This is a genomic window from Trinickia dinghuensis (assembly GCF_003367175.1).
In the GTDB taxonomy this organism is placed as follows: domain Bacteria; phylum Pseudomonadota; class Gammaproteobacteria; order Burkholderiales; family Burkholderiaceae; genus Trinickia; species Trinickia dinghuensis.
Window position 1 is genome coordinate 1 of sequence record NZ_QRGA01000019.1, and the last position, 26,859, is coordinate 26,859.

General features: G+C 64.7%; 26 protein-coding genes. 16 read left to right on the forward strand and 10 right to left on the reverse strand.

The features are described from left to right. Positions 1-100: 100 nt before the first annotated feature. Positions 101-877 (reverse strand): enoyl-CoA hydratase, encoded by a 777-nt coding sequence (locus DWV00_RS27920; RefSeq protein WP_115536870.1) that lies wholly within the window; start codon positions 875-877, stop codon positions 101-103. A gap of 162 nt (positions 878-1,039) precedes the next feature. Here DWV00_RS27920 and paaN point away from each other — a divergent pair, with 162 nt between their 5' ends. The 5 genes from paaN (at position 1,040) to paaK (ending at position 6,823) form a co-directional block, all read left to right on the forward strand. Further along, positions 1,040-2,731, forward strand: a complete 1,692-nt coding sequence (gene paaN, locus DWV00_RS27925; RefSeq protein ID WP_115536871.1) for a phenylacetic acid degradation protein PaaN — start codon at positions 1,040-1,042, stop codon at positions 2,729-2,731. Positions 2,732-2,846: 115 nt separating this feature from the next. Then, positions 2,847-4,049 carry a 3-oxoadipyl-CoA thiolase gene (gene pcaF / locus DWV00_RS27930; RefSeq protein ID WP_115536872.1) on the forward strand — a complete coding sequence of 401 codons (1,203 nt, stop codon included), beginning with the start codon at positions 2,847-2,849 and terminating at the stop codon, positions 4,047-4,049. A gap of 65 nt (positions 4,050-4,114) precedes the next feature. Continuing rightward, entirely contained in the window at positions 4,115-4,909 is a 795-nt protein-coding gene (gene paaG / locus DWV00_RS27935; RefSeq protein WP_115536873.1) for a 2-(1,2-epoxy-1,2-dihydrophenyl)acetyl-CoA isomerase PaaG, read from the forward strand. A 1-nt stretch (position 4,910) separates the two neighbouring features. Continuing rightward, positions 4,911-5,390, forward strand: coding sequence for a hydroxyphenylacetyl-CoA thioesterase PaaI (gene paaI / locus DWV00_RS27940; protein ID WP_115536874.1), 480 nt, complete (start codon positions 4,911-4,913; stop codon positions 5,388-5,390). Positions 5,391-5,524: 134 nt separating this feature from the next. Next, a complete protein-coding gene (gene paaK, locus DWV00_RS27945) occupies positions 5,525-6,823 on the forward strand; it encodes a phenylacetate--CoA ligase PaaK (RefSeq protein ID WP_115536875.1) in 1,299 nt (432 codons plus the stop codon). A 148-nt stretch (positions 6,824-6,971) separates the two neighbouring features. Here the strand turns inward: paaK and mltA are convergent, their stop codons facing one another. Continuing rightward, complete coding sequence (mltA, locus tag DWV00_RS27950) at positions 6,972-8,198, reverse strand: murein transglycosylase A (protein WP_115536876.1); 1,227 nt, start codon at positions 8,196-8,198, stop codon at positions 6,972-6,974. A gap of 171 nt (positions 8,199-8,369) precedes the next feature. Then, positions 8,370-8,744, reverse strand: coding sequence for a Co2+/Mg2+ efflux protein ApaG (gene apaG, locus DWV00_RS27955; RefSeq protein ID WP_115536877.1), 375 nt, complete (start codon positions 8,742-8,744; stop codon positions 8,370-8,372). Between the two features lie 196 nt (positions 8,745-8,940). Here apaG and rpe point away from each other — a divergent pair, with 196 nt between their 5' ends. The 8 genes from rpe to DWV00_RS27995 all read left to right on the forward strand — a co-directional run bounded on the left by rpe (position 8,941) and on the right by DWV00_RS27995 (position 16,319). After that, entirely contained in the window at positions 8,941-9,636 is a 696-nt protein-coding gene (rpe, locus tag DWV00_RS27960) for a ribulose-phosphate 3-epimerase (protein WP_115536878.1), read from the forward strand. Continuing rightward, on the forward strand, positions 9,633-10,409 hold the full coding sequence (locus DWV00_RS27965; RefSeq protein ID WP_115536879.1) for a phosphoglycolate phosphatase: 777 nt from the start codon (positions 9,633-9,635) through the stop codon (positions 10,407-10,409). The genes rpe and DWV00_RS27965 overlap by 4 nt, the downstream gene beginning before the upstream one ends. A 303-nt stretch (positions 10,410-10,712) precedes the next feature. Continuing rightward, the gene (gene trpE, locus DWV00_RS27970) at positions 10,713-12,206 is read left to right on the forward strand and encodes an anthranilate synthase component I (protein WP_115536880.1); all 1,494 of its coding nucleotides are present in this window, start codon (positions 10,713-10,715) and stop codon (positions 12,204-12,206) included. 13 nt (positions 12,207-12,219) lie between these two features. Further along, complete coding sequence (locus DWV00_RS27975; protein WP_115536881.1) at positions 12,220-12,804, forward strand: aminodeoxychorismate/anthranilate synthase component II; 585 nt, start codon at positions 12,220-12,222, stop codon at positions 12,802-12,804. A 19-nt stretch (positions 12,805-12,823) separates the two neighbouring features. After that, positions 12,824-13,855, forward strand: a complete 1,032-nt coding sequence (trpD, locus tag DWV00_RS27980; protein ID WP_115536882.1) for an anthranilate phosphoribosyltransferase — start codon at positions 12,824-12,826, stop codon at positions 13,853-13,855. Between the two features lie 80 nt (positions 13,856-13,935). Beyond that, the gene (gene trpC / locus DWV00_RS27985) at positions 13,936-14,721 is read left to right on the forward strand and encodes an indole-3-glycerol phosphate synthase TrpC (RefSeq protein ID WP_115536883.1); all 786 of its coding nucleotides are present in this window, start codon (positions 13,936-13,938) and stop codon (positions 14,719-14,721) included. 54 nt (positions 14,722-14,775) lie between these two features. Beyond that, entirely contained in the window at positions 14,776-15,402 is a 627-nt protein-coding gene (locus DWV00_RS27990; protein ID WP_115536884.1) for a CYTH domain-containing protein, read from the forward strand. A 53-nt stretch (positions 15,403-15,455) separates the two neighbouring features. Further along, on the forward strand, positions 15,456-16,319 hold the full coding sequence (locus DWV00_RS27995) for a uracil-DNA glycosylase (RefSeq protein ID WP_115536885.1): 864 nt from the start codon (positions 15,456-15,458) through the stop codon (positions 16,317-16,319). An 86-nt stretch (positions 16,320-16,405) separates the two neighbouring features. Here the strand turns inward: DWV00_RS27995 and DWV00_RS28000 are convergent, their stop codons facing one another. The 6 genes from DWV00_RS28000 to DWV00_RS28025 all read right to left on the reverse strand — a co-directional run bounded on the left by DWV00_RS28000 (position 16,406) and on the right by DWV00_RS28025 (position 23,199). Beyond that, the gene (locus DWV00_RS28000) at positions 16,406-17,005 is read right to left on the reverse strand and encodes an FMN-dependent NADH-azoreductase (protein ID WP_115536886.1); all 600 of its coding nucleotides are present in this window, start codon (positions 17,003-17,005) and stop codon (positions 16,406-16,408) included. A 213-nt stretch (positions 17,006-17,218) separates the two neighbouring features. After that, complete coding sequence (locus DWV00_RS28005; protein WP_115536887.1) at positions 17,219-19,060, reverse strand: M61 family metallopeptidase; 1,842 nt, start codon at positions 19,058-19,060, stop codon at positions 17,219-17,221. Between the two features lie 56 nt (positions 19,061-19,116). After that, positions 19,117-19,845, reverse strand: coding sequence for a DsbC family protein (locus tag DWV00_RS28010; RefSeq protein WP_115536888.1), 729 nt, complete (start codon positions 19,843-19,845; stop codon positions 19,117-19,119). Positions 19,846-19,903: 58 nt separating this feature from the next. Continuing rightward, positions 19,904-21,076 carry a UbiH/UbiF family hydroxylase gene (locus tag DWV00_RS28015; RefSeq protein WP_115536889.1) on the reverse strand — a complete coding sequence of 391 codons (1,173 nt, stop codon included), beginning with the start codon at positions 21,074-21,076 and terminating at the stop codon, positions 19,904-19,906. Between the two features lie 49 nt (positions 21,077-21,125). Then, a complete protein-coding gene (locus tag DWV00_RS28020; protein WP_115536890.1) occupies positions 21,126-21,437 on the reverse strand; it encodes a cupin domain-containing protein in 312 nt (103 codons plus the stop codon). A gap of 187 nt (positions 21,438-21,624) precedes the next feature. Then, a complete protein-coding gene (locus DWV00_RS28025) occupies positions 21,625-23,199 on the reverse strand; it encodes a sensor domain-containing diguanylate cyclase (RefSeq protein ID WP_115536891.1) in 1,575 nt (524 codons plus the stop codon). 230 nt (positions 23,200-23,429) lie between these two features. Between DWV00_RS28025 and ychF the strand changes: the two genes are divergently transcribed. Both ychF and DWV00_RS35125 read left to right on the forward strand, forming a co-directional pair. Continuing rightward, positions 23,430-24,524, forward strand: a complete 1,095-nt coding sequence (gene ychF / locus DWV00_RS28030) for a redox-regulated ATPase YchF (protein WP_115536892.1) — start codon at positions 23,430-23,432, stop codon at positions 24,522-24,524. 26 nt (positions 24,525-24,550) lie between these two features. Continuing rightward, positions 24,551-24,802, forward strand: coding sequence for a type II toxin-antitoxin system PrlF family antitoxin (locus tag DWV00_RS35125; protein ID WP_181885610.1), 252 nt, complete (start codon positions 24,551-24,553; stop codon positions 24,800-24,802). On the opposite strand, the gene DWV00_RS28040 is transcribed toward DWV00_RS35125, so the two are convergent. Further along, the gene (locus tag DWV00_RS28040) at positions 24,762-26,051 is read right to left on the reverse strand and encodes a glycosyltransferase (RefSeq protein ID WP_115536894.1); all 1,290 of its coding nucleotides are present in this window, start codon (positions 26,049-26,051) and stop codon (positions 24,762-24,764) included. The genes DWV00_RS35125 and DWV00_RS28040 overlap by 41 nt on opposite strands. Before the next feature lie 99 nt (positions 26,052-26,150). Here DWV00_RS28040 and DWV00_RS28045 point away from each other — a divergent pair, with 99 nt between their 5' ends. Beyond that, on the forward strand, positions 26,151-26,777 hold the full coding sequence (locus DWV00_RS28045) for a TetR/AcrR family transcriptional regulator (RefSeq protein ID WP_115536895.1): 627 nt from the start codon (positions 26,151-26,153) through the stop codon (positions 26,775-26,777). Positions 26,778-26,859 lie beyond the last annotated feature (82 nt).

A 26,859-nucleotide genomic window follows, 5' to 3' on the forward strand; every position in this document is an offset into this window, starting at 1 on the left:
AAGGCCCCGCTTCTCTTCGTTCAGTCACACTGACTGCACGAAAGGGCGCAATTCTAGGCGCCTTCCGTGAGTCGTGCAAGCGAAATTTGACGGGATTGTGTCAGCGGTTCTTGAACACCGGTTTGCGCTTTTCGAGGAACGCGGCCATCCCCTCTTTTTGATCCTCCGTCGCGAACAAAGAGTGGAACAGCCGGCGCTCGAAACGAATGCCTTCAGCAAGCGTGGTTTCGTAGGCGCTGTTCACCGACTCCTTGATCATCATGACAGCCGGAAGCGGGAACTCGGCGATCGTCGCGGCCGCGGCCAGCGCCTCGTCGAGCAGTGTGGCGGCCGGGACGATCCGCGACACCAGCCCCGCCCGCTCCGCCTCGGCCGAGTCCATGAACCGCGCGGTCAAGCACATGTCCATCGCCTTGGCCTTCGATACGGCCCGCGGCAGCCGCTGCGAGCCGCCCGCGCCCGGCATCACGCCGAGCTTGATTTCGGGCTGCCCGAATTTCGCCGTATCGGCCGCGATGACGATATCGCACATCATGGCCAGCTCGCACCCGCCGCCGAGCGCAAAGCCGGCCACGGCCGCGATGATCGGCTTGCGTATCGTGCGCACCGTCTCCCAATTGCGCGTGATGTAGTCGCCCTTGTAGACGTCCATATACGTATACGTCGCCATCATGCCGATGTCGGCACCTGCCGCGAACGCCTTTTCGCTGCCGGTGACGACGATCGCGCCGATGTTCTCGTCGGCGTCGAACGCCTGGAGCGCAGCACCGAGTTCGTCCATCAGCGCGTCGTTCAACGCGTTCAACGCCTTCGGCCGGTTCAACGTCACGAGGCCGACACGCCCACGCGTTTCGACCAGAATGTTTTCGTAGCTCATCCATCCTCCTTAGGTATCGACCGGGCAAGAAAAGCTTTCGCACCCGCCCGGAAACAATGCTAACATTCGCCAACCAACCGGTCGGTCGGTTAATTAATACGACGCCTCTCCTTTGATTACCGGCCTGCTCCCACCAACGCCTGGCCTGCCCCTTGTCTCGCTATGACCCATCCTCTATTTGCGAAGCACGAAGACACGCTGAAGAACGCCCTCGACGCCATCGCCTCGCGCGGCTACTGGAGCCCTTTCGCAGAAATGCCGAGCCCCAAAGTGTACGGGGAAACCGGTAACGCGGACGGCGAAGCAGCCTTCAAGGCGCATCTCGATCACGAATTCCCGCTCGACCAGCCGAGCACCGGCGATTGGATCGGCGCCGAGCAATCGCCGTTCGGCTTCGCGCTCGGCGTTCGCTACCCCAAGGCCGACGTCGACGCGCTGATCGGCGCCGCCGCCGCGGCCGAACGGAGCTGGCGCAAGGCCGGCCCGGAAGCATGGGCCGGCGTGAGCCTCGAAATCCTCGCGCGGCTCAATCGCGCGAGCTTCGAGATCGCCTACAGCGTCATGCACACCACCGGCCAGGCGTTCATGATGGCCTTCCAAGCCGGCGGGCCACACGCGCAAGACCGCGCGCTCGAGGCCGTCGCCTACGCTTGGGACGAACTGCGCCGCGTGCCGGCTGGCGCGCACTGGGAGAAGCCCCAAGGCAAGAACCCGCCGCTGGCCATGCGCAAGCGCTACACGGTCGTGCCCCGAGGCATCGGTCTCGTGCTGGGTTGCTGCACGTTCCCCACGTGGAACGGCTACCCGGGACTGTTTGCCGATCTCGCAACGGGCAACACGGTAATCGTGAAGCCGCACCCGGGAGCGATCTTGCCGCTCGCCATCACCGTCCGAATTGCTCGCGACGTGTTGCGCGAAGCCGGATTCGATCCGAACGTGGTCACGCTGCTCGCCACGGAGCCGGGTGACGGCCCGCTCGTGCAGGAAATCGCACTGCGTCCGGAAATCAAGCTCATCGACTTCACGGGTAGCACGCAAAACGGCACCTGGCTCGAACGCAACGCACACCAAGCGCAAGTGTTCACCGAAAAGGCCGGCGTCAACCAAATCGTCGTCGATTCGGCGGACGACCTGAAAGCCGCCGTCCGCAATATCGCCTTTTCGCTTGCGCTGTACTCGGGCCAAATGTGCACGGCTCCGCAGAACATTTACGTGCCTCGCGACGGCATTCGCACCGCCGAAGGCCACGCTAGCTTCGACGAAGTGGCGCAGGCAATCGCCGGCGCCGTGCAAAAGCTCGTGGCCGACCCGGCGCGAGCGGTCGAACTGATCGGTGCGATCCAGAACGACGGCATCGCACGCCGGATCGACGAAGCGCGCTCGCTGGGCCACGTGCTCGCGGACAGCCAAACGCTCGAACATCCCGCCTTCCCGCAAGCGCGCGTGCGCACGCCGCTCGTGCTGCAGTTCGACGCCGCCAAAGATTCGGCGAAGTTCAGCGGCGAATGGTTCGGCCCGATCTCGTTCGTGATCGCCACGGATTCGACTGCGCAATCGCTCGAATTGGCCGCGTCGCTCGCGGCGCGGCACGGCGCGCTGACACTGTCCGTGTACAGCACCGACGAGGCGACGATCGAAGCGGCGCACGATGCGGCGATCGACGGAGGCGTTGCGCTTTCGATCAACCTGACCGGCGGCGTGTTCGTGAATCAGTCGGCGGCGTTTTCCGACTTCCACGGCACGGGCGCGAACCCGGCGGCCAACGCCGCTTTGACCGACGCCGCGTTCGTTGCGAATCGCTTCCGAGTCGTTCAAAGCCGGATCCATGTTGCGCCGCGCGAGCAGTCCGCGTAAGTCAGCCGAACGGCATAGTCCGTCCGGCCGAATGGAGCCGGTTCGCCGGCTCTCCTAATATTGAGTCGATAGGCCCTGTCGTGTTGGCGGGGCCCCGTTCACTGGAAGTCATCCAATGACCGATGCCTATATCTGCGATGCCATTCGCACCCCGATCGGCCGCTACGGCGGCGCACTGAAGGACGTTCGAGCCGACGATCTCGCGGCCGTACCCATCAAGGCGCTCATGGAGCGCAACGCCGGCGTCGACTGGCGCACGCTGGACGACATCCTCTACGGATGTGCGAACCAAGCAGGCGAAGACAACCGCAACGTCGCACGCATGGCCGCGCTGCTGGCCGGATTGCCGACCGATGCGCCGGGCGCCACGATCAACCGGCTCTGCGGTTCGGGCATGGATGCCGTCGGCTCGGCCGCGCGTGCGATCAAAGCCGGCGAGGCGCGCTTGATGATCGCGGGCGGCGTGGAAAGCATGACGCGCGCGCCGTTCGTGATGGGCAAGGCATCGAGCGCCTTTGCCCGGCAAGCCGAGATCTTCGATACGACGATCGGCTGGCGTTTCGTCAATGCCCGCCTGAAGGCGCAATACGGCATCGATTCGATGCCCGAGACCGGCGAAAACGTCGCGGCGCAGTTTTCGGTGAGCCGCGCGGATCAGGACGCTTTCGCGCTGCGCAGCCAGCAGAAGGCGGCGCGCGCCCAGCAGGACGGCTCGCTCGCGCAAGAGATCGCCGCCGTCGAAATTGCGCAGAAGAAAGGCGAACCGCTAATCGTGGCACGCGACGAGCATCCGCGCGAAACGTCGCTCGAAGCGCTGGCCAAACTCAAAGCCATCGTGCGCCCAGACGGGACGGTCACGGCAGGAAACGCATCGGGCGTCAACGACGGCGCCTGCGCGCTGCTGCTCGCCAATGACGAAGCGGCGTCCCAGTACGGCCTGCGCCGGCGCGCACGCGTCATGGGCATGGCAACGGCGGGCGTCGAGCCGCGCATCATGGGCATCGGGCCGGCACCGGCCACTCAGAAGCTGCTGCAACGGCTCGAGATGTCGCTTTCGCAATTCGACGTCATCGAGTTGAACGAAGCATTCGCTTCGCAGGGCCTCGCGGTATTGCGCATGCTCGGCGTCGCCGAAGATGACCCTCGCGTCAACCCGAACGGCGGCGCGATTGCACTCGGCCATCCGCTCGGCGCATCGGGCGCACGGCTCATTACCACCGCCTTGTATCAACTCGAGCGCACCGGCGGCCGCTACGCGCTGTGCACGATGTGCATCGGCGTCGGCCAAGGCATCGCTCTCGCCATCGAGCGCGTGTAACCGACCAAGCGCAGCCGGCGATTTCCGCCCCGGCTGCGCGATGGAGCCAATGAGGAGACGATTGAATGCAGCAATATGAAGCGATTCGCGTCGAAATCGACGCCGCCGCGCACGTTGCCACGGTGACGCTGAACCGTCCCGAGAAGCTGAACAGCTTCACGCGTGCGATGCATAAGGAATTGAGCGCCGCACTGGACGAGGCGGTCGAAGCAGGTGTGCGCGCGCTCGTTTTGACGGGCGCGGGACGCGGATTTTGCGCAGGCCAGGATCTCGCGGATCTGAGCTTCGAGCCGGGGGCATCGACCGACCTCGGCACGCTGATCGACGAACACTTCAATCCGCTCGTGCGCCGTCTCCAGGCACTGCCGCTGCCCGTCATCGCAGCCGTGAACGGCATTGCGGCCGGCGCAGGCGCGAACCTCGCCCTCGCCTGCGACATCGCGATCGCTGCTCGATCGAGCAGCTTCGCGCAATCGTTCGTCAAGATCGGTCTCGTCCCCGATTCGGGCGGCACGGCATTTCTGCCGCAGCGTCTTGGAATGGCGCGCGCGCTCGGCCTCGCCATCACGGGAGAGAAGATCGGCGCCGAACAGGCGGAGCGCTGGGGGCTCGTCTGGCAGGTCGTCGACGACGCCGAACTGCTCGCTTCCGCCAAAGCGCTCGCCGCCCAACTGGCCCAGCAACCCACTCGTGCCATTGCCGCCATCAAGCGTGCCATGCGTGCGAGCGCGACGAACACGCTCGATCAGCAACTCGACCTCGAACGCGATCTGCAGCGCGAACTCGGCAATTCATACGATTACACGGAAGGCGTGCAAGCGTTCATTCAGAAGCGCGCACCGCGCTTCGAGGGGCGTTGAGATGTCGGCTTCAGACTGGCAAGCAACGCGCGCGGCCGCTACCCCGCTATCGATGTCGCCGGACGAACTGGCACGCGCGGTCGGACACGCTATGTACGACTCGGATGCCTGCAGCCAAGCGCTCGGCTTCGAACTCGCCGAAGTACGGCCCGGCTATGCGCGCATGCGCGCCACCGTGCGCGCAGACTTCCTCAACGGACACGCGATCTGCCACGGCGGGCTCATTTTCACGCTAGCCGATTCGACATTCGCGTTCGCCTGCAATTCGTACAACGTCAATACGGTCGCGTCGGGATGCTCGATCGAATTCTTGCGCCCGGTTCACGGTGGAGACGTTCTGACCGCCGAGGCCGTCGAGCAAACGCTCAGCGGGCGCACCGGGATATACGACATTCGTGTCACCAATAGCGCCGGAGAAACGGTCGCGATGTTCCGCGGCAAGTCCGCGAACATCAAGGGACACGTGATTCCGCCCACGTGACGCAGCAGCCGCTTGCGCCGGGGCCTACCTCACCGGCGCAAGCGGCTGCTCGCGAAACGCCATTTGCCATACGCGACGGGCAGCGTTCGCATGCCCGCAGGCAGCTATTTTTTTAATGAAATAGGAGACATGCGATGAACACCGCGCTGCCGCTCGATCCGATCGAGACCGCGAGCCGAGACGAGCTCGCCGCCCTGCAGCTCGAACGGCTCAAATGGTCGCTCAAGCACGCCTACGAGAACTCCGTCGTCTATCGACGCAAGTTCGACGAGGCGGGCGTGCGCCCGGAAGACCTCACAACGCTGGCCGATCTCTCGCGTTTCCCGTTCACGACGAAAAGCGATTTGCGCGACAACTATCCGTTCGGGATGTTTGCCGTACCGCAGGACAAAATCTCGCGCATCCACGCATCGTCGGGCACCACCGGCAAGCCGACCGTCGTCGGGTATACGGCGCGGGACATCGACACGTGGGCCAATCTCGTCGCGCGTTCGATCCGCGCGGCCGGAGCCCGGCGCGGCGACAAGGTGCACATCAGCTACGGCTACGGCCTATTCACGGGCGGGCTCGGCGCGCACTACGGTGCCGAACGTGCCGGCCTGACGGTGATCCCGTTCGGCGGCGGCCAAACTGAAAAGCAAGTGCAGCTGATCCAGGATTTCAAGCCCGACATCATCATGGTGACGCCGAGCTACATGCTGTCGATCGCCGATGAACTCGAACGGCAAGGCGTCGACCCGGCGCACTGCTCGCTGCGCATCGGCATCTTCGGTGCCGAGCCTTGGACAAACGACATGCGCCGCGCCATCGAAGTACGCATGGGTATCGACGCGGTCGATATCTACGGCCTGTCCGAAGTGATCGGCCCGGGCGTCGCCTCCGAATGCGTCGAGACGAAAGACGGCCCGACGATCTGGGAAGATCACTTCTACCCCGAGATCATCGATCCGATCACGGGAGCAGTGCTGCCCGACGGCGAATTCGGCGAACTCGTCTTCACCTCGCTCACGAAAGAAGCGTTGCCGATCATCCGCTATCGGACGCGCGACCTGACGCGCTTGCTGCCCGGCACCGCGCGCACCATGCGCCGGATGGAAAAGATCACGGGGCGCTCGGACGACATGATGATCATACGCGGCGTCAACGTCTTCCCGACGCAGATCGAAGAGTTGCTGCTCAAGCAGCCGTCGCTGGCGCCGCACTACCAGATCGTGCTCACCAAGGAAGGACCGCTCGACGTGATGACCCTGAACGTCGAGCCCTGCCCCGACACGCGGGCCGACGACACGGCACTCGCGGCCGCGAAAACCGCACTGGCGTATGACATCAAAGCGCTGATCGGGGTGACGGCTGTCGTGAACGTTCTACCGGTGAACGGCATCGAGCGATCGGTCGGCAAGGCGAAGCGCGTCGTCGATAAACGATCGGTTTAACGCTAGGCGCGAAGGGACTGGGCCGCCAAGCTAGGGCCGCCTAGGTGCGGCCGGCTATGACTGGCCGGCCGCTCGCCAAGCCTCATCAACCTTCGCCGAGCCGCACTCAATCCATGCGCGCAGCCGGCTACGCACGCATCCACAAAGCTCACGAATTAGGCAGCAGCAGCCACATCCGCCCGGCTTGCTTCATTTTGCCGGCCAGATCGCCGGCATCGTCGCCCAGCCCCCAAAAGTAATCGGCACGCACCCCCCCGCGAATCGCGCTGCCCGTATCCTGAGCGAACACGAGCCGATTCATCGGCGTATTCGTGAACGGCCGCGTCGTCGCCAAGAACACCGGCGTGCCGAGCGGAATCGACGAGGGATCGACGGCGATGGAGCGTTCCGGCGTGAGCGGCACGCCCAACGCGCCGATCGGCCCGTCGCCGCCGTCCGATGCCGCCTGTGTCGGCGGCATGTCGCGGAAGAAGACGAATCGCGGATTCACGTCGAGCAGGCTCGTCAAGCGCGCCGGATTCGCACGCGCCCAGGCCTTGATGCCTTGCATCGTAGCCTGGGCCGGCGTGATCTCGCCGTGATCGAGCAGCCACCGGCCGATCGATCGATAAGGCTGGTTATTCGTGCCGCCGAATCCGACGCGCATGACACCGCCATCGTCGAGCACGATGCGTCCCGACCCTTGCACCTGCAAAAAGAACGCTTCGATCGGGTCGTCGACCCAGACGAGTTCGTTGCCCTGAAGCAGGCCCGAGCGTTCGAGTTCGGCGCGCGGCGGCAGCGCCGTGCCCGGCCGATAGCCGGACGGCCAATGATAGAGCGGGTATTGATACGGTCCACGCCGAGTACGCGCGCCGTGCAGCAGCGGCTCGTAATAGCCGGTGACGAGACCGTCGACCGATCCGTCGCTGTTGGCGAGCTGAAAGGGGGTGAAATACGTTTCGAAGAACGAGCGCGTGGCGGTGGCGTCAAGATCGTCGAGCTGCGATGCCGCCGCGCAAGCGCGTCGCCAATTGGCCAGTTGCCCGACTCGCAGGCAATTCTCGCGCAGCGCGGCCGCCGCGCCGATCAGCGAATCGTCGGCCCATCCCGGCACCTGCTGCCACGCAACCTGCGTGAGCCGGCCGGGCGACAGCGCTCCCGTCACGGAAGGCACACCGCCCGGGGGGGCGGCGGGCCGCACGATCGCTCCGCCGCCGCACGCGGCCAGGAGCACGGCTGCCGCGAGAGCGGCCACCCGGCCGAGGAACGACGAGGGAATGCGCATACAATGTTCGCTCTTTATGGAAATCGCCATGTCCGCTCTATTAAACGAATACCCGATGCTGATCTTCGCACTCGAGGCGCTCGCCGCCTTGGCATTGCTCGTGATCATCGTCGTCTGGACGATGTCGGGTAGGAAGAAAGACGGGCGGACGGGGGCAAGCGCGGGCGATCGCGGAGCACGCCGGTAAGTTCGGAGTCCATAAGCTCGGAAATAAGCCGCGAAAGGAAGAGAAGAGATCTTCTTGCATTGCCGCGCCGTACGCTTCGCGCCCGCGGTGCGTCAATGCAGCGTACGAGGCATGTGCAGCGCGAATTCGGGCACGGGCGCATCGAAGCGCTCGCCGTCGTCGGCCACGCAAAAGTAAGCACCGCGCATCGTTCCGACCGGTGTTTCGATCACGGCCCAGCTCGTGTACTCGAATTGCTCGCCCGGCTGCAGAAGCGGCTGATGGCCGACCACACCGAGCCCTTTCACCTCCTGCACGTGGCCCTCGCTATCGGTGATGATCCAGTGGCGTGCGATCAGCTGCGCCGCCACCTGGCCCGTGTTACGGATCGTAAGCGTGTAGGCGAACGCATACTGCCGGCGCTCCGGATCGGACTGCTCGGGCAAATAGCGCGTCTGCGCCGACACGCTGAATTGATACTGGCTCATCGTGATGGGGTTCTCTGAAGGATCGCGGCTGCCGGTTTCGCATTCTGATCGATGCGAACCCCGGCCGCAACCGCCACGGCGGTAGCGAAATACGAGCGAGCCCGACGCGGTAAAATACGAGTTTTCCGCCCGGCGGCCCTGTGCAACCCTCAGCAGCCCTAAACCGCCCTTCTTCGGCTATCTCGTTTCTCTCGCCATGACGCAATTTCGCATCGCTCCCAGCATTCTCTCCGCCGACTTCGCAAGGCTCGGCGAAGAAGTCCGCAACGTCATCGACTCCGGCGCCGATTGGATTCACTTCGACGTGATGGACAACCATTACGTCCCGAATCTCACGATCGGTCCGCTCGTGTGCGAAGCGATCCGACCGCACGTGCAAGCGCCCATCGACGTTCACCTCATGGTGCGCCCCGTCGATCGCATCGTGCCCGACTTCGCCAAGGCCGGCGCGAACATCATCAGCTTTCATCCGGAAGGGTCGGACCATATCGACCGCACGCTCTCGCTGATCCGCGATCACGGCTGCAAGGCCGGGCTCGTCTTCAACCCGGCCACGCCGCTGAATTATCTCGATCACGTCATGGACCGCGTCGACCTCGTGCTGATCATGTCGGTCAATCCGGGCTTCGGCGGCCAGTCGTTCATTCCCGAGGCATTGAATAAGCTGCGCGAGGCGCGCGCGCGAATCGATGCCTATCAAGCGCGCACGGGCCGCGAGATTCATCTCGAAGTGGACGGCGGCGTGAAGGTCGAGAACATCGCGCAGATCGCGGCGGCCGGTGCCGACACGTTCGTCGCCGGCTCGGCCATCTTCGGCAAGCCCGACTATCGCGCCGTCATCGACGAAATGCGCCGCGAGCTCGCCACCGCCACGGCCGGTGCACGCGCATGAGCACGAACGCCGCCCCAAACCGGCATGCCGCCGCACAAGACGAACAAGCCGAGCCCGCGAACGCGAAACGCTTGAAGGCCGCCGTCATCGATCTGGACGGCACGATGGTCGATACGGCCGACGATTTCACGGCCAGCCTGAACGGCATGCTCGGCGATCTCGGCGCGCAGCCTGTCTCGCGCGAGGAAGTCGTCGGCTATGTCGGGAAAGGTTCCGAGCATCTGGTTCGCAGCGTGCTGGCCGCGCGGTTTTCGGCTGAGGAAACCAGCGCGCGTTTCGCCGGCGCGCTCGATCGCTATCAAGCCCACTACGCCGAGGTCAATGGCCGCCACACGCGGCTTTATCCGGACGTGGAATCTGGCCTCGCCGCCCTCGCGCAAGCCGGTGTGCGGCTGGCTTGCGTGACGAACAAGCCCCATCGCTTCGCCGTCGCGCTGCTCGAACAATACGGGCTCGCGCGCTACTTCTCGGTGATTCTCGGCGGCGACAGCCTCGCGCGCAAAAAGCCGGACCCGCTGCCGATGCTCGCGGCGTGCCACGCAATGGGTGTCGAGCCAAGCGAGGCCGTGGCGATCGGCGACTCCGAGAACGACGCGCTGGCGGGCCGCGCGGCGGGCATGGCCACGTTGACGGTGCCGTACGGCTACAACCACGGCAAAGCTATACAAACGATAAATTCGGATGGTATAGTCGCCACGTTGCTCGAGGCTGCGGGGTTCATCGTGAATCCTCCGTCCGGCTCCGGCGCAACGGATCAATCGATCAATTGCTGACGACCTAAAGTCATCCACTCATGTTTCTGAACAAAAAACGGAGTCCGAGCAGCATCGACCGGGGAGCCTGGCCCTGGCGTCGCTCGTCGCGCTAACCTCTTTCGAGGTACGCTGAAGCTTGTCTTCGGCGCCGTTTTTTGATTTCGCCGCGCATTCGCGCACTATTCGCCGTATCGCCCGAACGATCGCACCCGCGCGTTTTTCGCATTCGTCGCTGCGACCGTGCGCTCAAGGCTTGCCGCCTGCAAGGCTTCGCTCGTTAGCGAGCAACGTCTGCGTCGGCCATTCGAACAGGATCGGAACATGACCGAACTCGAGTTTCAGTCCCTCGCCAACGAGGGTTACAACCGCATTCCGCTGATCGCCGAAGCGCTCGCCGATCTCGAGACGCCGCTTTCCCTTTACCTGAAGCTAGCCCAGCCCGAACGCGGCGGAGCGAACTCGTTCCTGCTCGAATCGGTCGTCGGCGGCGAACGGTTCGGCCGCTATTCGTTCATCGGCCTGCCGGCACGCACGCTCGTCCTCACGAAAAACGGCGTCAATGAAGTGGTGCGCGACGGCCAAGTCGTCGAAACACACGAAGGCGATCCGTTCGAGTTCATCCAGCAGTTCCAGGCACGGTTCAAGGTCGCTCAGCGCCCCGGACTGCCGCGCTTTGCCGGCGGCCTCGCCGGGTACTTCGGGTACGACGCCGTCCGCTACATCGAGAAGAAGCTCGCGCACACCGCACCGCCCGACGATCTTGGCCTGCCCGACATTCAATTGCTGCTGACCGAGGAAGTGGCGGTCATCGACAATCTGGCCGGCAAGCTCTATCTGGTCATCTACGCCGATCCGACTGCGCCCGAAGCCTACGCGCGCGCCAAGCAGCGGCTGCGCGAGCTGCGTCAGCGCTTGCGCACGACCGTGCAGCCGCCGGTGACCTCGCCGAGCGTGCGCACGGAGATCTACCGCGAATTCGCGCGCGACGACTACCTCAATGCCGTGCGCCGCGCGAAGGAATACATCGCCGCGGGCGAACTCATGCAGGTGCAAGTCGGCCAGCGCCTGATCAAGCCGTACCGCGACAACCCGCTTTCGCTCTATCGCGCGCTGCGCTCGCTCAATCCGTCGCCGTACATGTATTACTACAACTTCGGCGAATTCCACGTGGTCGGCGCGTCGCCGGAAATTCTCGTGCGCCAGGAAAAGCGCGGCGAGGATCGGATCGTCACGATTCGGCCGCTCGCCGGAACCCGTCCGCGCGGCAATACGCCCGAGCGCGATGCCGAGCTCGCGACGGAACTGCTGAACGATCCGAAGGAAATCGCGGAGCACGTGATGCTGATCGATCTCGCGCGCAACGACGTCGGCCGCATCGCGCAGACGGGCTCGGTCGCCGTCACCGATAAAATGGTCATCGAAAAATACTCGCACGTGCAGCACATCGTCAGCTCGGTCGAAGGCAAGCTCAAGCCCGGCACGACGAACTTCGACGTGCTGCGCGCGACGTTCCCGGCCGGCACGCTCTCGGGCGCGCCGAAGGTGCGCGCGATGGAATTGATCGACGAGCTCGAACCCGTCAAGCGCGGTCTGTACGGCGGCGCGGTCGGATATCTGTCGTTCACGGGCGAAATGGACTTGGCCATCGCGATCCGGACGGGGCTCATCCACAACGGCAATCTGTACGTGCAAGCGGCGGCGGGCGTCGTCGCCGATTCGGTGCCCGAATCGGAATGGCAAGAAACCGAGAACAAGGCGCGCGCCGTGCTGCGCGCCGCCGAGCAAGTGCAAGACGGCCTCGACAGCGATTTTTGAGCGGAGATACATCATGTTGCTGATGATCGACAACTACGATTCGTTCACCTACAACCTCGTGCAGTATTTCGGCGAACTCGGCGAGGACGTGCACACCTATCGCAACGACGAAATCACGCTCGAGCAAATCGCGGCGATGAATCCCGAGCGCATCTGCCTCTCGCCGGGCCCGAGCAATCCGCAACACGCCGGCATCACGCTCGACGTGCTGCGGCAATTCGCCGGTAAGCTTCCGATCCTCGGCGTCTGCCTCGGCCATCAGGCGATCGGCGAAGCATTCGGCGGCCGCGTCGTGCGTGCGCAGACGATCATGCACGGCAAGGTGAGCCGCATCGAAACCGACGGCAAGGGTGTATTCGCCAATCTGCCCAAGCACTTCGACGTGACGCGCTACCACTCGCTCGCGATCGAGCGCGAATCGCTGCCTGATTGTCTCGAAGTCTCGGCCTGGACCGAGGACGGCGAGATCATGGGCGTGCGCCACAAGACGCTCGCCGTCGAAGGCGTGCAGTTCCATCCCGAATCGATCCTGTCCGAGCACGGCCACGCGCTGCTCGAGAACTTCCTGAACGGAACGAAGGCGAAACAAGCCGCTTGACGAAAGGAAAGGCGCAGCCATGACCATCACCCCGCAAGAAGCACTGCAGCGCACGATCGAGCACCGCGAGATCTTCCACGACGAGATGCTGCACTTGATGCGGCTCATCATGCGCGGCGACATGTCGCCCGTGATGGCCGCGGCGATCATCACCGGCTTGCGCGTGAAGAAGGAAACGATCGGCGAAATCGCGGCCGCGGCCACCGTCATGCGCGAGTTCGCGCGTCATGTCGAGGTGCCCGACAACGCCAACTTCGTCGACATCGTCGGCACCGGCGGCGACGGCGCCAATACCTTCAACATCTCGACGACGACGATGTTCGTCGTCGCCGGGGCGGGCGCCAAGGTCGCCAAGCACGGCGGCCGCGGCGTATCGAGCAAGTCGGGCAGCGCCGACGTGCTCGAAGCGCTCGGCGTGAACATCGATCTGCAGCCCGAGCAGGTCGCCGCATCGATCGCCGAGACCGGCATGGGCTTCATGTTCGCGCCCAATCACCATCCCGCGATGAAGAACATCGCGCCGGTGCGGCGCGAGCTGGGCGTGCGCACGATCTTCAACATCCTCGGGCCGCTCACGAACCCGGCCGGCGCGCCCAATCAATTGATGGGCGTGTTTCACCAGGACCTCGTCGGCATCCAGGTGCGCGTGATGCAGCGCCTCGGCGCGAAGCACGTGCTCGTCGTCTACGGCAAGGACGGCATGGACGAAGTCTCGCTGGGTGCGGCCACGCTCGTCGGCGAACTGCGCGACGGCCAGGTGCACGAGTACGAGATCCACCCCGAGGACTTCGGTCTGCAGATGGTGTCGAACCGGTCGCTGAAAGTGGCGGATGCGAACGAATCGAAGACGATTCTGCTCCAAGCGCTCGACAACCAACCCGGCGTGGCGCGCGAGATCGTCACGCTCAACGCGGGTACGGCGCTGTACGCGGCGAACATCGTCGCATCGATCGCGGACGGCATCGAAATCGCGCGGGAAACGATCGCGTCCGGCCGCGCGCGCGCGAAGGTCGACGAACTCGTACGCTTCACGCAGCAATTCAAGCATTGACGCCTGATGCCGGCAGGCATCGGCGTACTGCACCGGAAACACATCATCGAAACCACCGACCAGCAAGAAGGGCTTCGTCCATGAGCGACATTCTCGAACGGATCATCGCGGTCAAACGCGAAGAAGTGCGCGCGGCTCAACGGAGCGCGCCGCTCGACGAGTTGCGCCTCGCGGCATCGTCGCGCGATCTGCGCGACTTCGTCGGCGCGCTGCGCGCCAAGCACGCGGCCGGGGCGGCCGCCGTCATCGCCGAAGTCAAAAAGGCAAGCCCATCCAAAGGCGTGCTGCGCGAACACTTCGTGCCCGCCGATATCGCGCGCTCGTACGAGAAAGGCGGCGCGGCGTGCCTGTCCGTGCTGACCGACGTGCAGTTCTTCCAAGGCAGCGCCGCTTATCTCGAAGCGGCCCGCGCCGCCTGCAGCCTGCCCGTGCTGCGCAAGGACTTCATCGTCGATCCGTACCAAGTCGTCGAAGCGCGCGCCATGGGTGCCGACGCGATCTTGCTGATCGCGGCCGCGCTCTCGCTCGACGAAATGCAAGAACTCGAGGCGCTCGCGCATTCGCTCGGGCTGGCGGTGCTCGTCGAAGTGCACGATCGGGCCGAACTGACGCAGGCACTGACGCTCAAGACGCCGCTCATCGGCATCAACAACCGGAATCTGCGCACGTTCGAAACCTCGCTCGACACGACGCTCGGTATGCTGGACGCGCTACCCGACGATCGCATCGTCGTCACCGAATCGGGCATCTTGGCGCGCGCCGACGTCGAACGCATGCGCGCGAACGGCGTCCACACGTTCCTCGTCGGCGAGGCGTTCATGCGCGCCGACGAACCGGGCGCCGCCCTGTCGCAGATGTTTTTCTGAACCCGGCCGCACGGCTACACGGCTACACGGCTATACGACTACACGCAATTGAGCATGGGCATCGAACGCGAAATCAAATTGACGCTGCCGCCCGATCGGGTCGACGCGGCCGATCGCTTCTTGACCGGCATCGCCGGCACGCCCGGGCGCGACGTCCCGCTCGTGAACCTCTACTTCGATACCGCTTCTCTCGCGCTTGCCGGCGCGAAGATCGCCCTGCGGCTGCGCAAGACCCCCGACGGTTGGCTGCAGACGCTGAAGGCGGCGGGCACGGCCTCGGGTGGGCTGCATAGCCGTCACGAGTGGGAAACGGCCGTCGCGAAGGAAGCGCTCGAATTCGACACGCTCGCTGCGGCCTGCGACGACGAGGCGGCGCTCGCCGCGCTGCGCACCGCGGCCCCCGAACTCGGCGAGCGTTTTCGGACGGTGTTCGTTCGGCGCCTTTGGCGTCTGGAGCTCGACGGCGCGCACATCGAGGCCGCCATCGACCGTGGCGAAGTCACGGCCACGGTAGGCGGGCAGACGCGCCGGGAAGCGATCAGCGAAGTCGAAATCGAACTGCTGCGGGGCGACGAGCGCTCGCTGCAGGCGCTGACAGGCCAGTTGTCGGCCGCGGTGCCGGGGCTGGCACCCGAGAACGTCAACAAGGCACAACGGGGTTATCGGCTGTGTGCGCGGTGAAAACGAAGAAGGGTCGGGCTGCGAGCGACGCGGCACAAAGGTCGCTGTTCGATATGGCGGACGAGGCGGCAGTCGTGCCGGCGGCGAACCTGTCGAAGCGGTCCGAGGATCAAGGGACCGAAGCGCCTAAAGGCGTCACTAAAGGCATCACCGCACCGAAGGCGCTGTTCGGATCACACGAGTCCAACGTCCCGCAGGGGCTCGCCGGCCCGCTCGAATCGCAATTCGCCACCCTGCCGCCCGCGTGGCGCGAGCACCTGCGCGCCTTCCTCGAAGGCCATGCCTATCGTCCGCTTTGCACGTTCGTCGACGCGCAGATCGACGCAGGCAAGACGGTCTACCCGGCCGACGTCTTCCGCGCGCTGCGATCGACGAGCCCCGGCGACGTCAAGGTCGTCATCGTCGGCCAGGATCCCTACCACGGCGACGACAAGGGCCACCCGCAAGCGCACGGTCTGGCGTTTTCGGTACCGTCGCCCGTGCGGCCGCCGCCTTCGCTACGCAACATCTTCAAGGAAATCGCCGCCGAGTTCGGTTACGTCATGCCCGCGCATGGGTGCCTCGACGCCTGGGCGCGGCAAGGCGTGCTGCTGCTCAACACCGTGCTGACGGTCGAGCAAGCCAAGGCGGCCAGCCATGCGAAGCACGGCTGGGAAGCCTGCACCGACACGCTGATCCACGAGCTGGCCCACCGGCACGAGCATCTCGTCTTCATGCTCTGGGGCGCACACGCACAGGCCAAGCGCGCGCTGCTCGACGCACGGCCGCATTGCGTGCTGGAGGCGCCGCACCCGTCGCCGCTGTCGGCGCACCGCGGCTTTCTCGGCTGCGGGCACTTCCGGCTCGCCAACGAATATCTCGTCGAGAACGGCCGCGCGCCCATCGATTGGCGGCTGCCCGAAACCGCGGACGCCTGAAAGCAAAAAATCGCGCTGCCCGGAAGGCAGCGCGACTGATGTCCTGCTCAGGCCAATAGCAGACCCTGGTACGACGATTTCAGCGTTTAGGCGGCAGCAGCAATCGCTTCGCGGGCCGAAGCGAGCGCGGCGCCCGCTGCGTCCGGGCCCATGTTCAGGCCTTCCGCATAGATGAACTCGACGTCGGTGATGCCGATGAAGCCGAGAAACGTCTTCAGGTGCGGCGTATGGCTGTCGGCCGGCGTACCCGCATACTTACCACCGCGCGCGGCGACGACGTAAACCTTCTTCCCCTTCACGAGACCTTCGGGGCCGTTCGCCGTATAGCGGAACGTCACGCCGGCGCGGGCGATCCAGTCGAAATACGTCTTCAGCTGCGACGAGATGCCAAAGTTGTACATCGGTGCGCCGATGATGATCACGTCCGCGGCTTGCAACTCATCGATCAGTGCATCGCTGCGCGCGGCGATCGCCGCTTGCCCCGGCGTGCGCTGCTCGGCCGGCGTGAAGAACGCGCCGAGCACGGCGTCGTCGAGGTGGGGCAGCGCGTCGGCCTGCAAGTCGCGCAGCACGAGCTTCGCGCCCGGATTCGCTTGCTGCAGCTTCGCGGCCAGTTCATTGGCCAGCAGCGTCGAGTTCGCGCCTTGCGAACGGGCGGCGGAGTTCAGTTGAAGGATGGTCGTCATGTCGGGCTCCAAGTGGGTAGCGCAGTTCTGCGCGAGTGAAGCCATTGTCGTGGTTGGCCCGACGCGGAAAAAGTAGGGTAAAGAGGACGGATTGTTGCAGCAATAGAACGATTGGGGGCGTCGATCCGCCCCTACCGGGCGCGGATCGGCGAAAACGGCAGGAAACCAGGAAATGGAGCCCCCCGAGCCGCCTGCCATCAGCCTATCAGCCTATCAGCCGCGCAGCCAGCGCTCGCGTGCGCGCCGCGCCGGCGCCCCGCGCTTCTCCTCGGCGGCAACCAGCTTGTAGCGCGCCACCTCGGGCCCGTCGAGCTTGACGCGCGCGACGCGCAGCTCGTCGCGCCGGAACGCATGAATTTCGACGGTCGCCCCCGGGAGATAGCGCGAGAGCAGCGTATCGAGATTCGAACCCGTCACGCGCAGGCCATCGACGGCGATCAGCACGTCGCCGGCCGAGAGGCCCGCCTTCTGCGCCGCGCTACCGTCGTGCACGGCCGCCAGCGTGCAGTCGGCGCCGGCCCGCAGACGCGCGCCGAGCGACGGCTTGCCGCCCGCCTTGCCATCGGCCGCGCCTGGCGCGGCCTGACCGTTGCCGCCGCTCAGTTGCGGCTCGAGCGTCACGCCGAACGGCTCGAGCAGCGCCTCGAGCGGCAGGTCGCGCGTACCGTGGACCGCCTCCTCGAACAACGGCCCGAGTTCGACGCCCGTCGCTTCGGCAATCAGCGCCGCCACTTCGTCCTCAGCCACGCCGGCCATCTTGCCGCTGTAGAACTGTCGGCCGTAGCGCTGCCAAAGCAGCCGCATGACGTCGTCGAGCGATTTGCGGTGATCGGTGCGCGCGCGAATCGCGAGATCGAACGCCAACGCAACAAGCGAGCCCTTCTGGTAGTAGCTGACGATCGCGTTCGGCGCGTTCTCGTCCTGGCGGTAATACTTGATCCAGGCGTCGAACGAGCTTTCGGCGACGCTCTGCTTCAGACGGCCGCTGCCGCGCAGCACGCCGCCGAGCGTCTTGCCGACCAGCGCGTAATAGTCGGCTTCCGTGATCGCGCCGCTGCGCACGAGCATCAGGTCGTCGTAGTACGACGTGAAACCTTCGAACAGCCACAGCAGCGACGTGTAGTTTTCGCGCGAAAGATCGTACGGCGCGAATGCGGCGGGCTTGATCCGCTTGACGTTCCACGTGTGGAAGTACTCGTGGCTGCACAAGCCGAGATACGTCTGATAACCCTCCGACATCTCGGGCCGCCCGAGAACGGGCAGATCGGCGCGATTGCAGATGAGCGCGGTCGACGCCCGATGCTCGAGCCCGCCGTACCCGTCGCTGACGGCCTGCGTCATGAACACGTAGCGGTCGACGGGCGCTTTTTTCGTACGCGGTTCGAACAGCGCGATCTGGGTTTCGCAGATGCGCTTCAAATCGTTCGCGAGCCGGCTCATGTCGACCGAGACAGTACGCCCCGCGATGACGATGTCGTGCGGCACGCCATGCGCCTTGAACGTGGCGAGCGCGAATCGCCCGAGCGTAACCGGATGATCGATCAGCTCGTCATAGTTCTGCGCGCGGTACTCGCCGAAACCGTAGCGCTTCGTGCCGCGCACTTCCGGCAAAGCCGTCGCCACGCGCCAATCGGCGTACCCCGAGCCCGCCGGCTTTTGAATGTCGACGGCGCAGGCGGCTTCCTCGCGGCCCACAGGCAGCAAGAACACGCTCGATCCGTTGAAAAAACCCGTCGTATCGTCCAAGTGCGCCGTGCGCACCGACATGTCCCAGGCATAGACCTCGTAGCGCAGCGTCAGCACGCCGCCCTTCACGGGCGCGGCCTGCCACGTCTGCTTGTCGGTCTTCTCGATACGCACCTTGCGCCCCGCCTCGTTGAACGCGCTAAGCGTCACGATGTTGCGGGCGAACTCGCGAACGAGGTAGCTGCCGGGAATCCACGTGGGCAACGTGAACCGCTGGCCGGCCGGGTCGGGATCGGCCAGCGTCAGCGTGACTTCGAACAGGTGGGCGGAGGGGTTCTTGGGGACGATCGCGTAGCGGGTCGGCTTCATCAATTGGCGCAATATCTCGGGCAGAGTCGTTGAAACAAGAATCGGGATCGAGCGCCTCAGTGCGCGCTCGCCAGCGCCTCGTTGAGCGCGCTCGCGGACACGGCGCCGGGCAGTCGATGGCCGTCGGACAAGAAGATCGTCGGCGTGCCGGTCACGTTCAGGCTATGCCCCAACGCGAGGTTCTTGTCCAGCACGGACGTGTCGCAATTCCCCGCGGGGCTGGCCGGCGGCTGACGGTCGATCATCCACGCCTCCCATGCCTTCCCGCGATCGGCCGAGCACCAGATCGCCTTTGACTTCACCAGCGAATCGGGCGACAGCACCGGATACAAGAACGTATAGACGGTCACGTTGTCGACGGACTTCAGCGTCGTTTCGAGCTGCTTGCAATACGGGCAGTTCGGATCGGAGAAGACGGCGATGCGGCGGCTGCCGTTGCCTTTGACGACCTTGACGGCGCGATCGAGCGGAAGAGTCGCGAAGTCGACCTTGTTCAGTTCGGCCAGGTGCGCCTCGCTCAGGTTGCTGCGCGTCTTGGTATCGACGAGGTCGCCGGCGATCACGTAATCGCCGCTTGCGTCGGTGTAGACCATCTGGGTGCCCAGATTGACCTCGTAGAGCCCGGCGATGGGCGCCTTCGAAATGCTCTTGATCGTGATTTCGGGAAGACGCGCTTGCAAAGTCGACTTCAGCTTGTCGGTCGTTTGGTCGGCGTGGGCCGTGCAGCCGAGCGCGACGGCGGCGGCAAGCGCCGCGCAGGCAGCGATTCGCATGGCGATGGGCATGATGAATGTCCTTACGGGTGCGTGTACGAATACATGTACGTGTACGGTGTTGGGTCGATTATCCCAGCGCGGCCGAAACGAGCCAGCGCTTGACGAACGGCTGCGCGCCGACGAACGCCATTCCGGCGTTGCGCACCGACCGCGCGAGCGTGCCGGGTACGGAAAACATGCGCTGCAAACCGTCCGTCGCGAGCGTCAATGCGCCAATGTCCTCGCGTCGCGCGCGTTCATAGCGGCGCAACAACACGAGATCGCCGAGATCGCGAAACGGCTCTTTCTTGGCCATGACATCGGCGAGCGCGGCGACGTCGCGCAGGCCAAGATTCATGCCCTGGCCGGCGAGCGGATGAATCAGATGGGCGGCATCGCCGACGAGCGCGACGCGCGGCGCGATCAGCCGATCGACCGACTGCCGCGCCAGCGGAAATCCGTGCGCGGGCCCGACGCATTCGAGCTCGCCGAGACGGCCGTGCGTGACCTGTTCGACAGCCGCCTCGAGCTGCGCGGGCGCGAGAGCAAGCAACTCGCGCGCGTGATCGGCCTGCGCCGACCAGACCAGCGACACGTGGGAATCGGGCAGCGGCAGCAGCGCGACGATCTCACCCTCGACGAACCATTGGTAGGCGGTCTCGCCGTGCGGCTTTTCGGCCTTGAAGTTCGCCACGACGCCCGTTTGCCGGTAGTCGCGCCGCGTCACGTGCGCGCCGATCTGGGCGCGCACCCATGAATGCGCGCCGTCCGCGCCGACCACGAGGTCGGCTTCGAGCACTTGGCCGTTCGCGAGCGCGAGGCAAGCCGCATCCGGCTTCACGTCGAGCCCTTGAGCGCGCGTATCGAGCCAGCTCACCTGCGGCTGGAACCGCAGCGCGGCATCGAGCGCCTGTTCGATCAACGACGACTCGGCGATCCAGGCGAGCTGCGGCACGGCGGATTGGAATGCCGAGAAATGCAGTTCGGCGAGCGCGTCGCCGAATACGCGCATGTCGTAGACGGGCGCGAGCCGATCGTGATCGAGGGCCTGCCAGATACGCAGCCGCTCGAGCAGCGCTTGCGAACTGGCGGAGAGCGCGTAGATGCGCGCGTCGAACGGTAAGTCGGCCGGACGCGGCGCGGCCGGCTGCGCGACGAGCGCGACGCGCAGCCCCGCTTGAGCCAGCGCGAGCGCGGCGCTTTTGCCGACGAGGCCGCCGCCGACGACGGCAACGTGGAACGTCTGATGATGGGCGGTCATGATGGGCGATTATAGCCGGGCTCGCCTTTCGTCAGATGCTGCCTTCCCCTCAGATGCTGCCTTCCTTTTCGATCACGAGCACGCGCGCCTCGCCGACCGGATGCGCGACGTGCTCCGTGCCGACCGCGGCGAAAAAGATGTCGCCCGCGTTCATGAGCACCGAGTGAGCGCGGCCGTTTTCGCGATAGTCCATGCGCACCTGCCCGTCCATCACCGCGAACACTTCCTCGCCGTCGTTGACGTGCCAGTCGTAGGGTTCGTCGGTCCAGTGCAGCCGCACCGTGATGCCGTTCATGTTGGCGATATCGAGCGCGGCCCAAGGGCGCTCTCCCGTGAAGGCGCGGCCTTCGATAAATTTCATTTCCAGCCCCCGAATGACATGGCGATTTCCCGGCGCTCATTGTGGGTCAAGCCGCGTCTAGCCGAAATCACCTTTCGGGACAACATGGAATCAAATCCTGCCAGGCCCGGACGGCGGAGGCCGAATGCGGCAAAACGCCCGGCCACGCGCAGCGAACCGCAAAAAGAACTCGAGGGTTCTCCCTTCTTTAAGGGTTCACCCCATCGGCGGGCGCCAGCGCCGGCTGCGCATAGCACACCGCGACTCGGTTGCGGCCGGTCGCCTTCGCGTCGTACAGCGCCCGATCCGCCGCGCGAATCACCTCGGTCACGTCGCCATCGATCTCGGGCGTCCACGCGGCCGCGCCGATGCTCGCCGTCACCCGCCCGTACTCGCTCGCCGCGTGCACGATGCCGAGATTGCTGATGGCCGTCCGGATGTTTTCGGCGATGGCCACCGCGCCCGGCGGCGACGTATCCGGCAGCACGACGAGAAACTCCTCGCCCCCATAGCGGGCGGCGCTGTCCGCCGGACGGCGGATGTTCTCGCCGATGCACTTGGCGACCGCGGCGAGCGCGTCGTCGCCGGCTTGGTGGCCGTAGAAATCGTTGTAGGCCTTGAAACAGTCCACATCGACGAACAGCAGCGAGAACACGCTACGGGTGCGCCGTGCCCGGCGCCATTCCTGATCGAGAATTTCGCCGAGCGTGCGGCGGTTGTTCAAGCCGGTGAGCCCGTCGGTACGCGCGAGCAGCGCCAATTCGCTTTCCGCGCGCATCCGGTGGCGCAATTGCGCGGCCAGTATGAACGCCAGCCCGACGAAGGCCACCGCGAACGCTGCCATCAAATAGCCGATGATGAGCGCGCGCCGCGTCCATGCCGCGTAGATGTCGGTCTCGCCCTCCGCGACCATGATGATGAGCGGAAGATGGCGCAGGTGCTTGAAGTAGTAGAGCCTTCGAATTCCGTCGATCGAAGCCGTATCGGTGAAGCTGCCTTCCGGCGCCGTGAGGAATTTCCGGAAGGTACTCGCATTGCTGATGTTTCGGCCGACGACGGCCGGATCGTAAGGCTGGCGCATCACCATGACGCCATCTTCGCCGATCAGCGCCATGGAGCCGTGGGGACCGAGTTGCAGCCCGGAAAAGAGATCGTGGAAATAGGCAAGCTGGACCGCCACCAGCACGATTCCGCCGAACGAGCCGTCCGGCTTGGAAATCCGGCGAGTGAGCGCGATGCTCGGCGAGCGGCCGCGCAGCCGCGAGAAATAGGGATCGCTGACATAGAGCCCGACATTTGGGTTATCCCGTTGGATCGTGAAATATCGCCGGTCGCTGAAATTGAAATCGGGAGCGGTATCGCTGAGCGAATCGAGGATGACTTGGCCGGTTGGGTCGAGCACCAGCACGGAGCCGAGATAGCTGGCCGAGACGGCGCGATCGAACAATGCCTCGCGCCGCAAGCGGGGCGCGAGCGCCATGATTTCGGGGTCGCGGACGCCGTCGATGACGGCCTGCAGCGAGAGCGCGTACAGCTCGAAATTCCGCTCGATGTCGCGCTCGGCAACCAAAGCGATGTTGCGCGACGTCTCCCGCGCGCGTTCCAGAGCGTCCGCGCGCGACTGATAGACCACCACGCCGCACAGCGTAACCATGAAACAGGCGATGACGAACGCCCCGACGACGATCGCGGTCGGGGTCAGCAAGTTCAGCCGTAGTCGCTGCCAGGAAGTGCCGTGGTAGCTAATTTGAGCGGTCGGAATGTCGTCGCCAGTTCCTTGCATGCCGGTCCCATGATCGAAAGACGACTGCCGGTGCATCTAGGTGCACACGCGACGAAGTGTAGCATCGGAAGATCGCCGCACGCGCAATCTCCGAGCCCGCCGCCTCCTCCGCCCGGGTCCGGGGCCGAGGACCTGCACCTTCCTCATTGCGCGCGAACCCGGCCTTCCGGCGACGGGCCGGGTCTCCGAACGCGATACAATTGCAACCTTTCGAGTTCCAAGGTTTTCCCATGAGCCTCAAATGCGGCATCGTCGGCTTGCCCAACGTCGGCAAGTCCACCCTGTTCAATGCGCTGACCAAAGCGGGCATCGCCGCCGAGAACTACCCGTTCTGCACGATCGAGCCGAACGTCGGCGTCGTTGAAGTGCCCGATGCGCGGCTCAATGCGCTCTCCGAAATCGTCAAACCCGAGCGCATCGTGCCGGCCGTTGTCGAATTCGTCGACATCGCCGGTCTGGTGGCGGGCGCGAGCAAGGGCGAAGGCCTCGGCAACCAGTTCCTCGCGAACATCCGCGAAACCGACGCGATCACGCACGTCGTGCGCTGTTTCGAGGACGAGAACGTCATCCACGTGGCCGGCAAGGTCGATCCGCTGTCGGACATCGAGGTCATCAACACGGAACTCGCGCTTGCCGATTTGGCGACCGTCGAAAAGTCGCTGACGCGTTATGCGAAGGCCGCCAAGTCGGGCAACGACAAGGAAGCGGTCAAGCTCGCCGCCGTGCTGGAGAAGGCGCGGGCACAGCTCGACGCCGCCAAGCCGATTCGAGCGCTGGATCTGACGGAAGATGAAGAAGCGCTGCTCAAGCCGTTCTGTCTCATCACGGCCAAGCCGACGATGTACGTGGCGAACGTCAAGGACGACGGGTTCGAGAACAATCCGCATCTCGAGGCGGTGCGCAAGTATGCGGAGGCTGAAAAGGCGCCGGTCGTCGCTGTGTGTGCGGCGATCGAAGCGGAAATCGCCGATCTGGCCGATGAAGACAAGGAAGTCTTCCTGGCCGACATGGGCATGGACGAGCCGGGCCTGAACCGCGTGATCCGCGCGGGCTTCAAGCTGCTCGGCCTGCAGACGTATTTCACGGCGGGCGTGAAGGAAGTGCGCGCGTGGACGATCCATATCGGCGATACGGCGCCGCAAGCGGCCGGGGTGATCCACACCGATTTCGAGCGCGGGTTCATTCGTGCGCAGACGATTTCGTTTGACGATTACGTCGCATTCAAGGGCGAGCAAGGCGCGAAGGAAGCCGGGAAGATGCGGGCGGAAGGCAAGGAATACGTCGTGCATGACGGCGACGTCATGAATTTCTTGTTTAACGTCTGAGCGATCTCAATTATTGGGAAACCGCCGTGTGCTCTCCCGCTGATAACCAGGAACACCGGGCTTTCGGCCCGTTCCTGGCCTTCCTTGCTCGCGACATCGAAGAACGTCCGGAGATGCTTCACTCATTTACGCCGACGTTTGTGCGACGCGTGCGGGCACTGACGGCGGGCGTCGAGATCGACCTTGACGTCTCTCTTTCATTGGACGATTCAAAGGTGTGCTTGTCCGCATGTGGCGCTAAGCATGCGCATTCACCGGACAAATCCCCACGGCCCTGAGTTCGTGCCCCGCGGCCGCCAAGCGCTCGATGGCGGCAACGGCCGTGTGCAATCCGTCCTCCTCCCGCATCGCAACACCCAACTCCTCGGCCCGCGCTCGCGTGGCACTCCGTGACGCGAACTCGATAGCGCGCGCGAAGGTCGCCGCCGTAGGTGCGTTGCCGTCGACCGCTGGCGCTGCAACACCGAGCCGATGCAGCCGATCTGCCCAAAAGAACTGATCGCCCGCGAACGGCACGACGACCGACGGCTTGCCCGCGCGCGTCGCCGAATGCGTCGTCCCCGCGCCGCCGTGATGCACCACGAGCGACACGCGCGGAAACAACCACGTATGCGGCGTATTGCCGATGACGCAAAAGTTCGACGGCAAACTCGATGTGTCAACGCCGCTCCACCCCGGATAGAACAGTGCCCGGCGTCCGTCGACCGCCTCGATCAACGCATTCGTCAGGCGATCGCTATCGAATCCGGCCATGCTGCCGAAGCCGATATAAATCGGTGGTTCGCCGGCTTCGAGAAAGGCCACCAGTGAATCCGAAGGCGTCCAATTGGCGTCATCGCCAGCGGGCAATGTCCATTGCCCGCACACGAGCGCGTGCTCGGGCCAATCGGCCGGCTGCGGCAGCAATGCGCGGGAAACCCCATACAGAACCGGATGATCGGTCCAGTTACGCCTGCGCAGCGGCAGCGAGCACACATCGACTCGCGCCTTGTTCGTCGCTCCGCGGAACGCGCGCCAGATCGCGTTGTTGACTAACGGGTGGCTCGCCCGGTTCAGAAAGCCCGGCACAATGCTGGGCCGCAAAAACGGCGAAGCAAACTCGCGCGTCGGCGTGATCGGAATCATCGACGCGCCGATCGCGGGAATGCGCAAACGCTCGCCGATCGACAACCCGACGAACGAAGCGAGAGCAGACCAAATGATGGCGTCGCTGCCGTCAGCGACTGCCAGCACCTCGCGCATCCAGGCTGTGGTGTTGGCATTCGCGATCGAAGCGAGCGCCTTCACCGCCGCCTGCGCGTTGCCGCGTTTGCCGACGACTGCACCCAGCGCTTCATCTGGCGCCAACGCTTGCTGGATGTCGCCGGAGAGCGGCGTGCACGGCACCTCTAGCGCATGCGCCGCATGCAACGTCGCACGGTCTGCCAACAAGTGCGTCTCGTGCCCCGCGTCGATCAGCGCACGACAAAGTGCGGCGAGCGGCCGCGTATCGCCTTCTGTCCCATACGTCGCTACGGTAAATTTCATGCTTCGTCGTCGGCCTGCTTTCGCGGGCCGCGCCATTGAACACAAAAGAATACGTCGTATATTAATGCACAACGTGCATTCTTTCAGAGAATATCGCGCATGACAACTGTCGAGGAACCGGGGCGCCGGGAGCGTAAGCGCTTGCAGATGGTCGCTCATCTGGTGAGCGTGGCCGGACGACTGTTCGAGACGCAGCCGTACGGCAGCGTCACGATGGAGCAGATTGCGGTCGAGGCCGACGTGGCCAAGCGCACGCTCTATAACCACTTTCCCACGAAGGAGGCGCTGCTCGCGCATTGGCTCGAAGCCGAGTTGAAGCACGATCTCGAGCGGCTCGCTCCGGAACTACAGCGCAGAAATGGCTTCGTCGCGCGCGTATCGGCTGAACTCGACGCGTCGGCCGACTGGTGCGGAAGACATCCCGAGCACCTTGCCGCTTACCTTCGCCACCGTTTCCTGTCGTTGGGCGAGGCATCGCCGCAGGCATCGACGCAAGCCGACCCCGACCGCGGCGACATCGCCCAGCTCTGGTACATGCTGATCGCCGAGGCGCAAGCCTCCGGAGAACTATCCGATCGCTGCTCCACCAAGCAGCTAACAACGTGGTTCCACCACCTGTACCTTGGCACGCTGATGCGCTGGCTGATGGAGCCGACAATCGTGCTGCGCAAGGAGTTCGCACAGATGGTGGCGCTGTTCATGGACGGAGCCGTGCAGCGCACCTGATCGCCACATGTACGCGCGAGACCTCGCACTGACATTCGGCCCGTCTGTGAGGCTAAAAACGGGGCATCGCTTCGCATAGAGA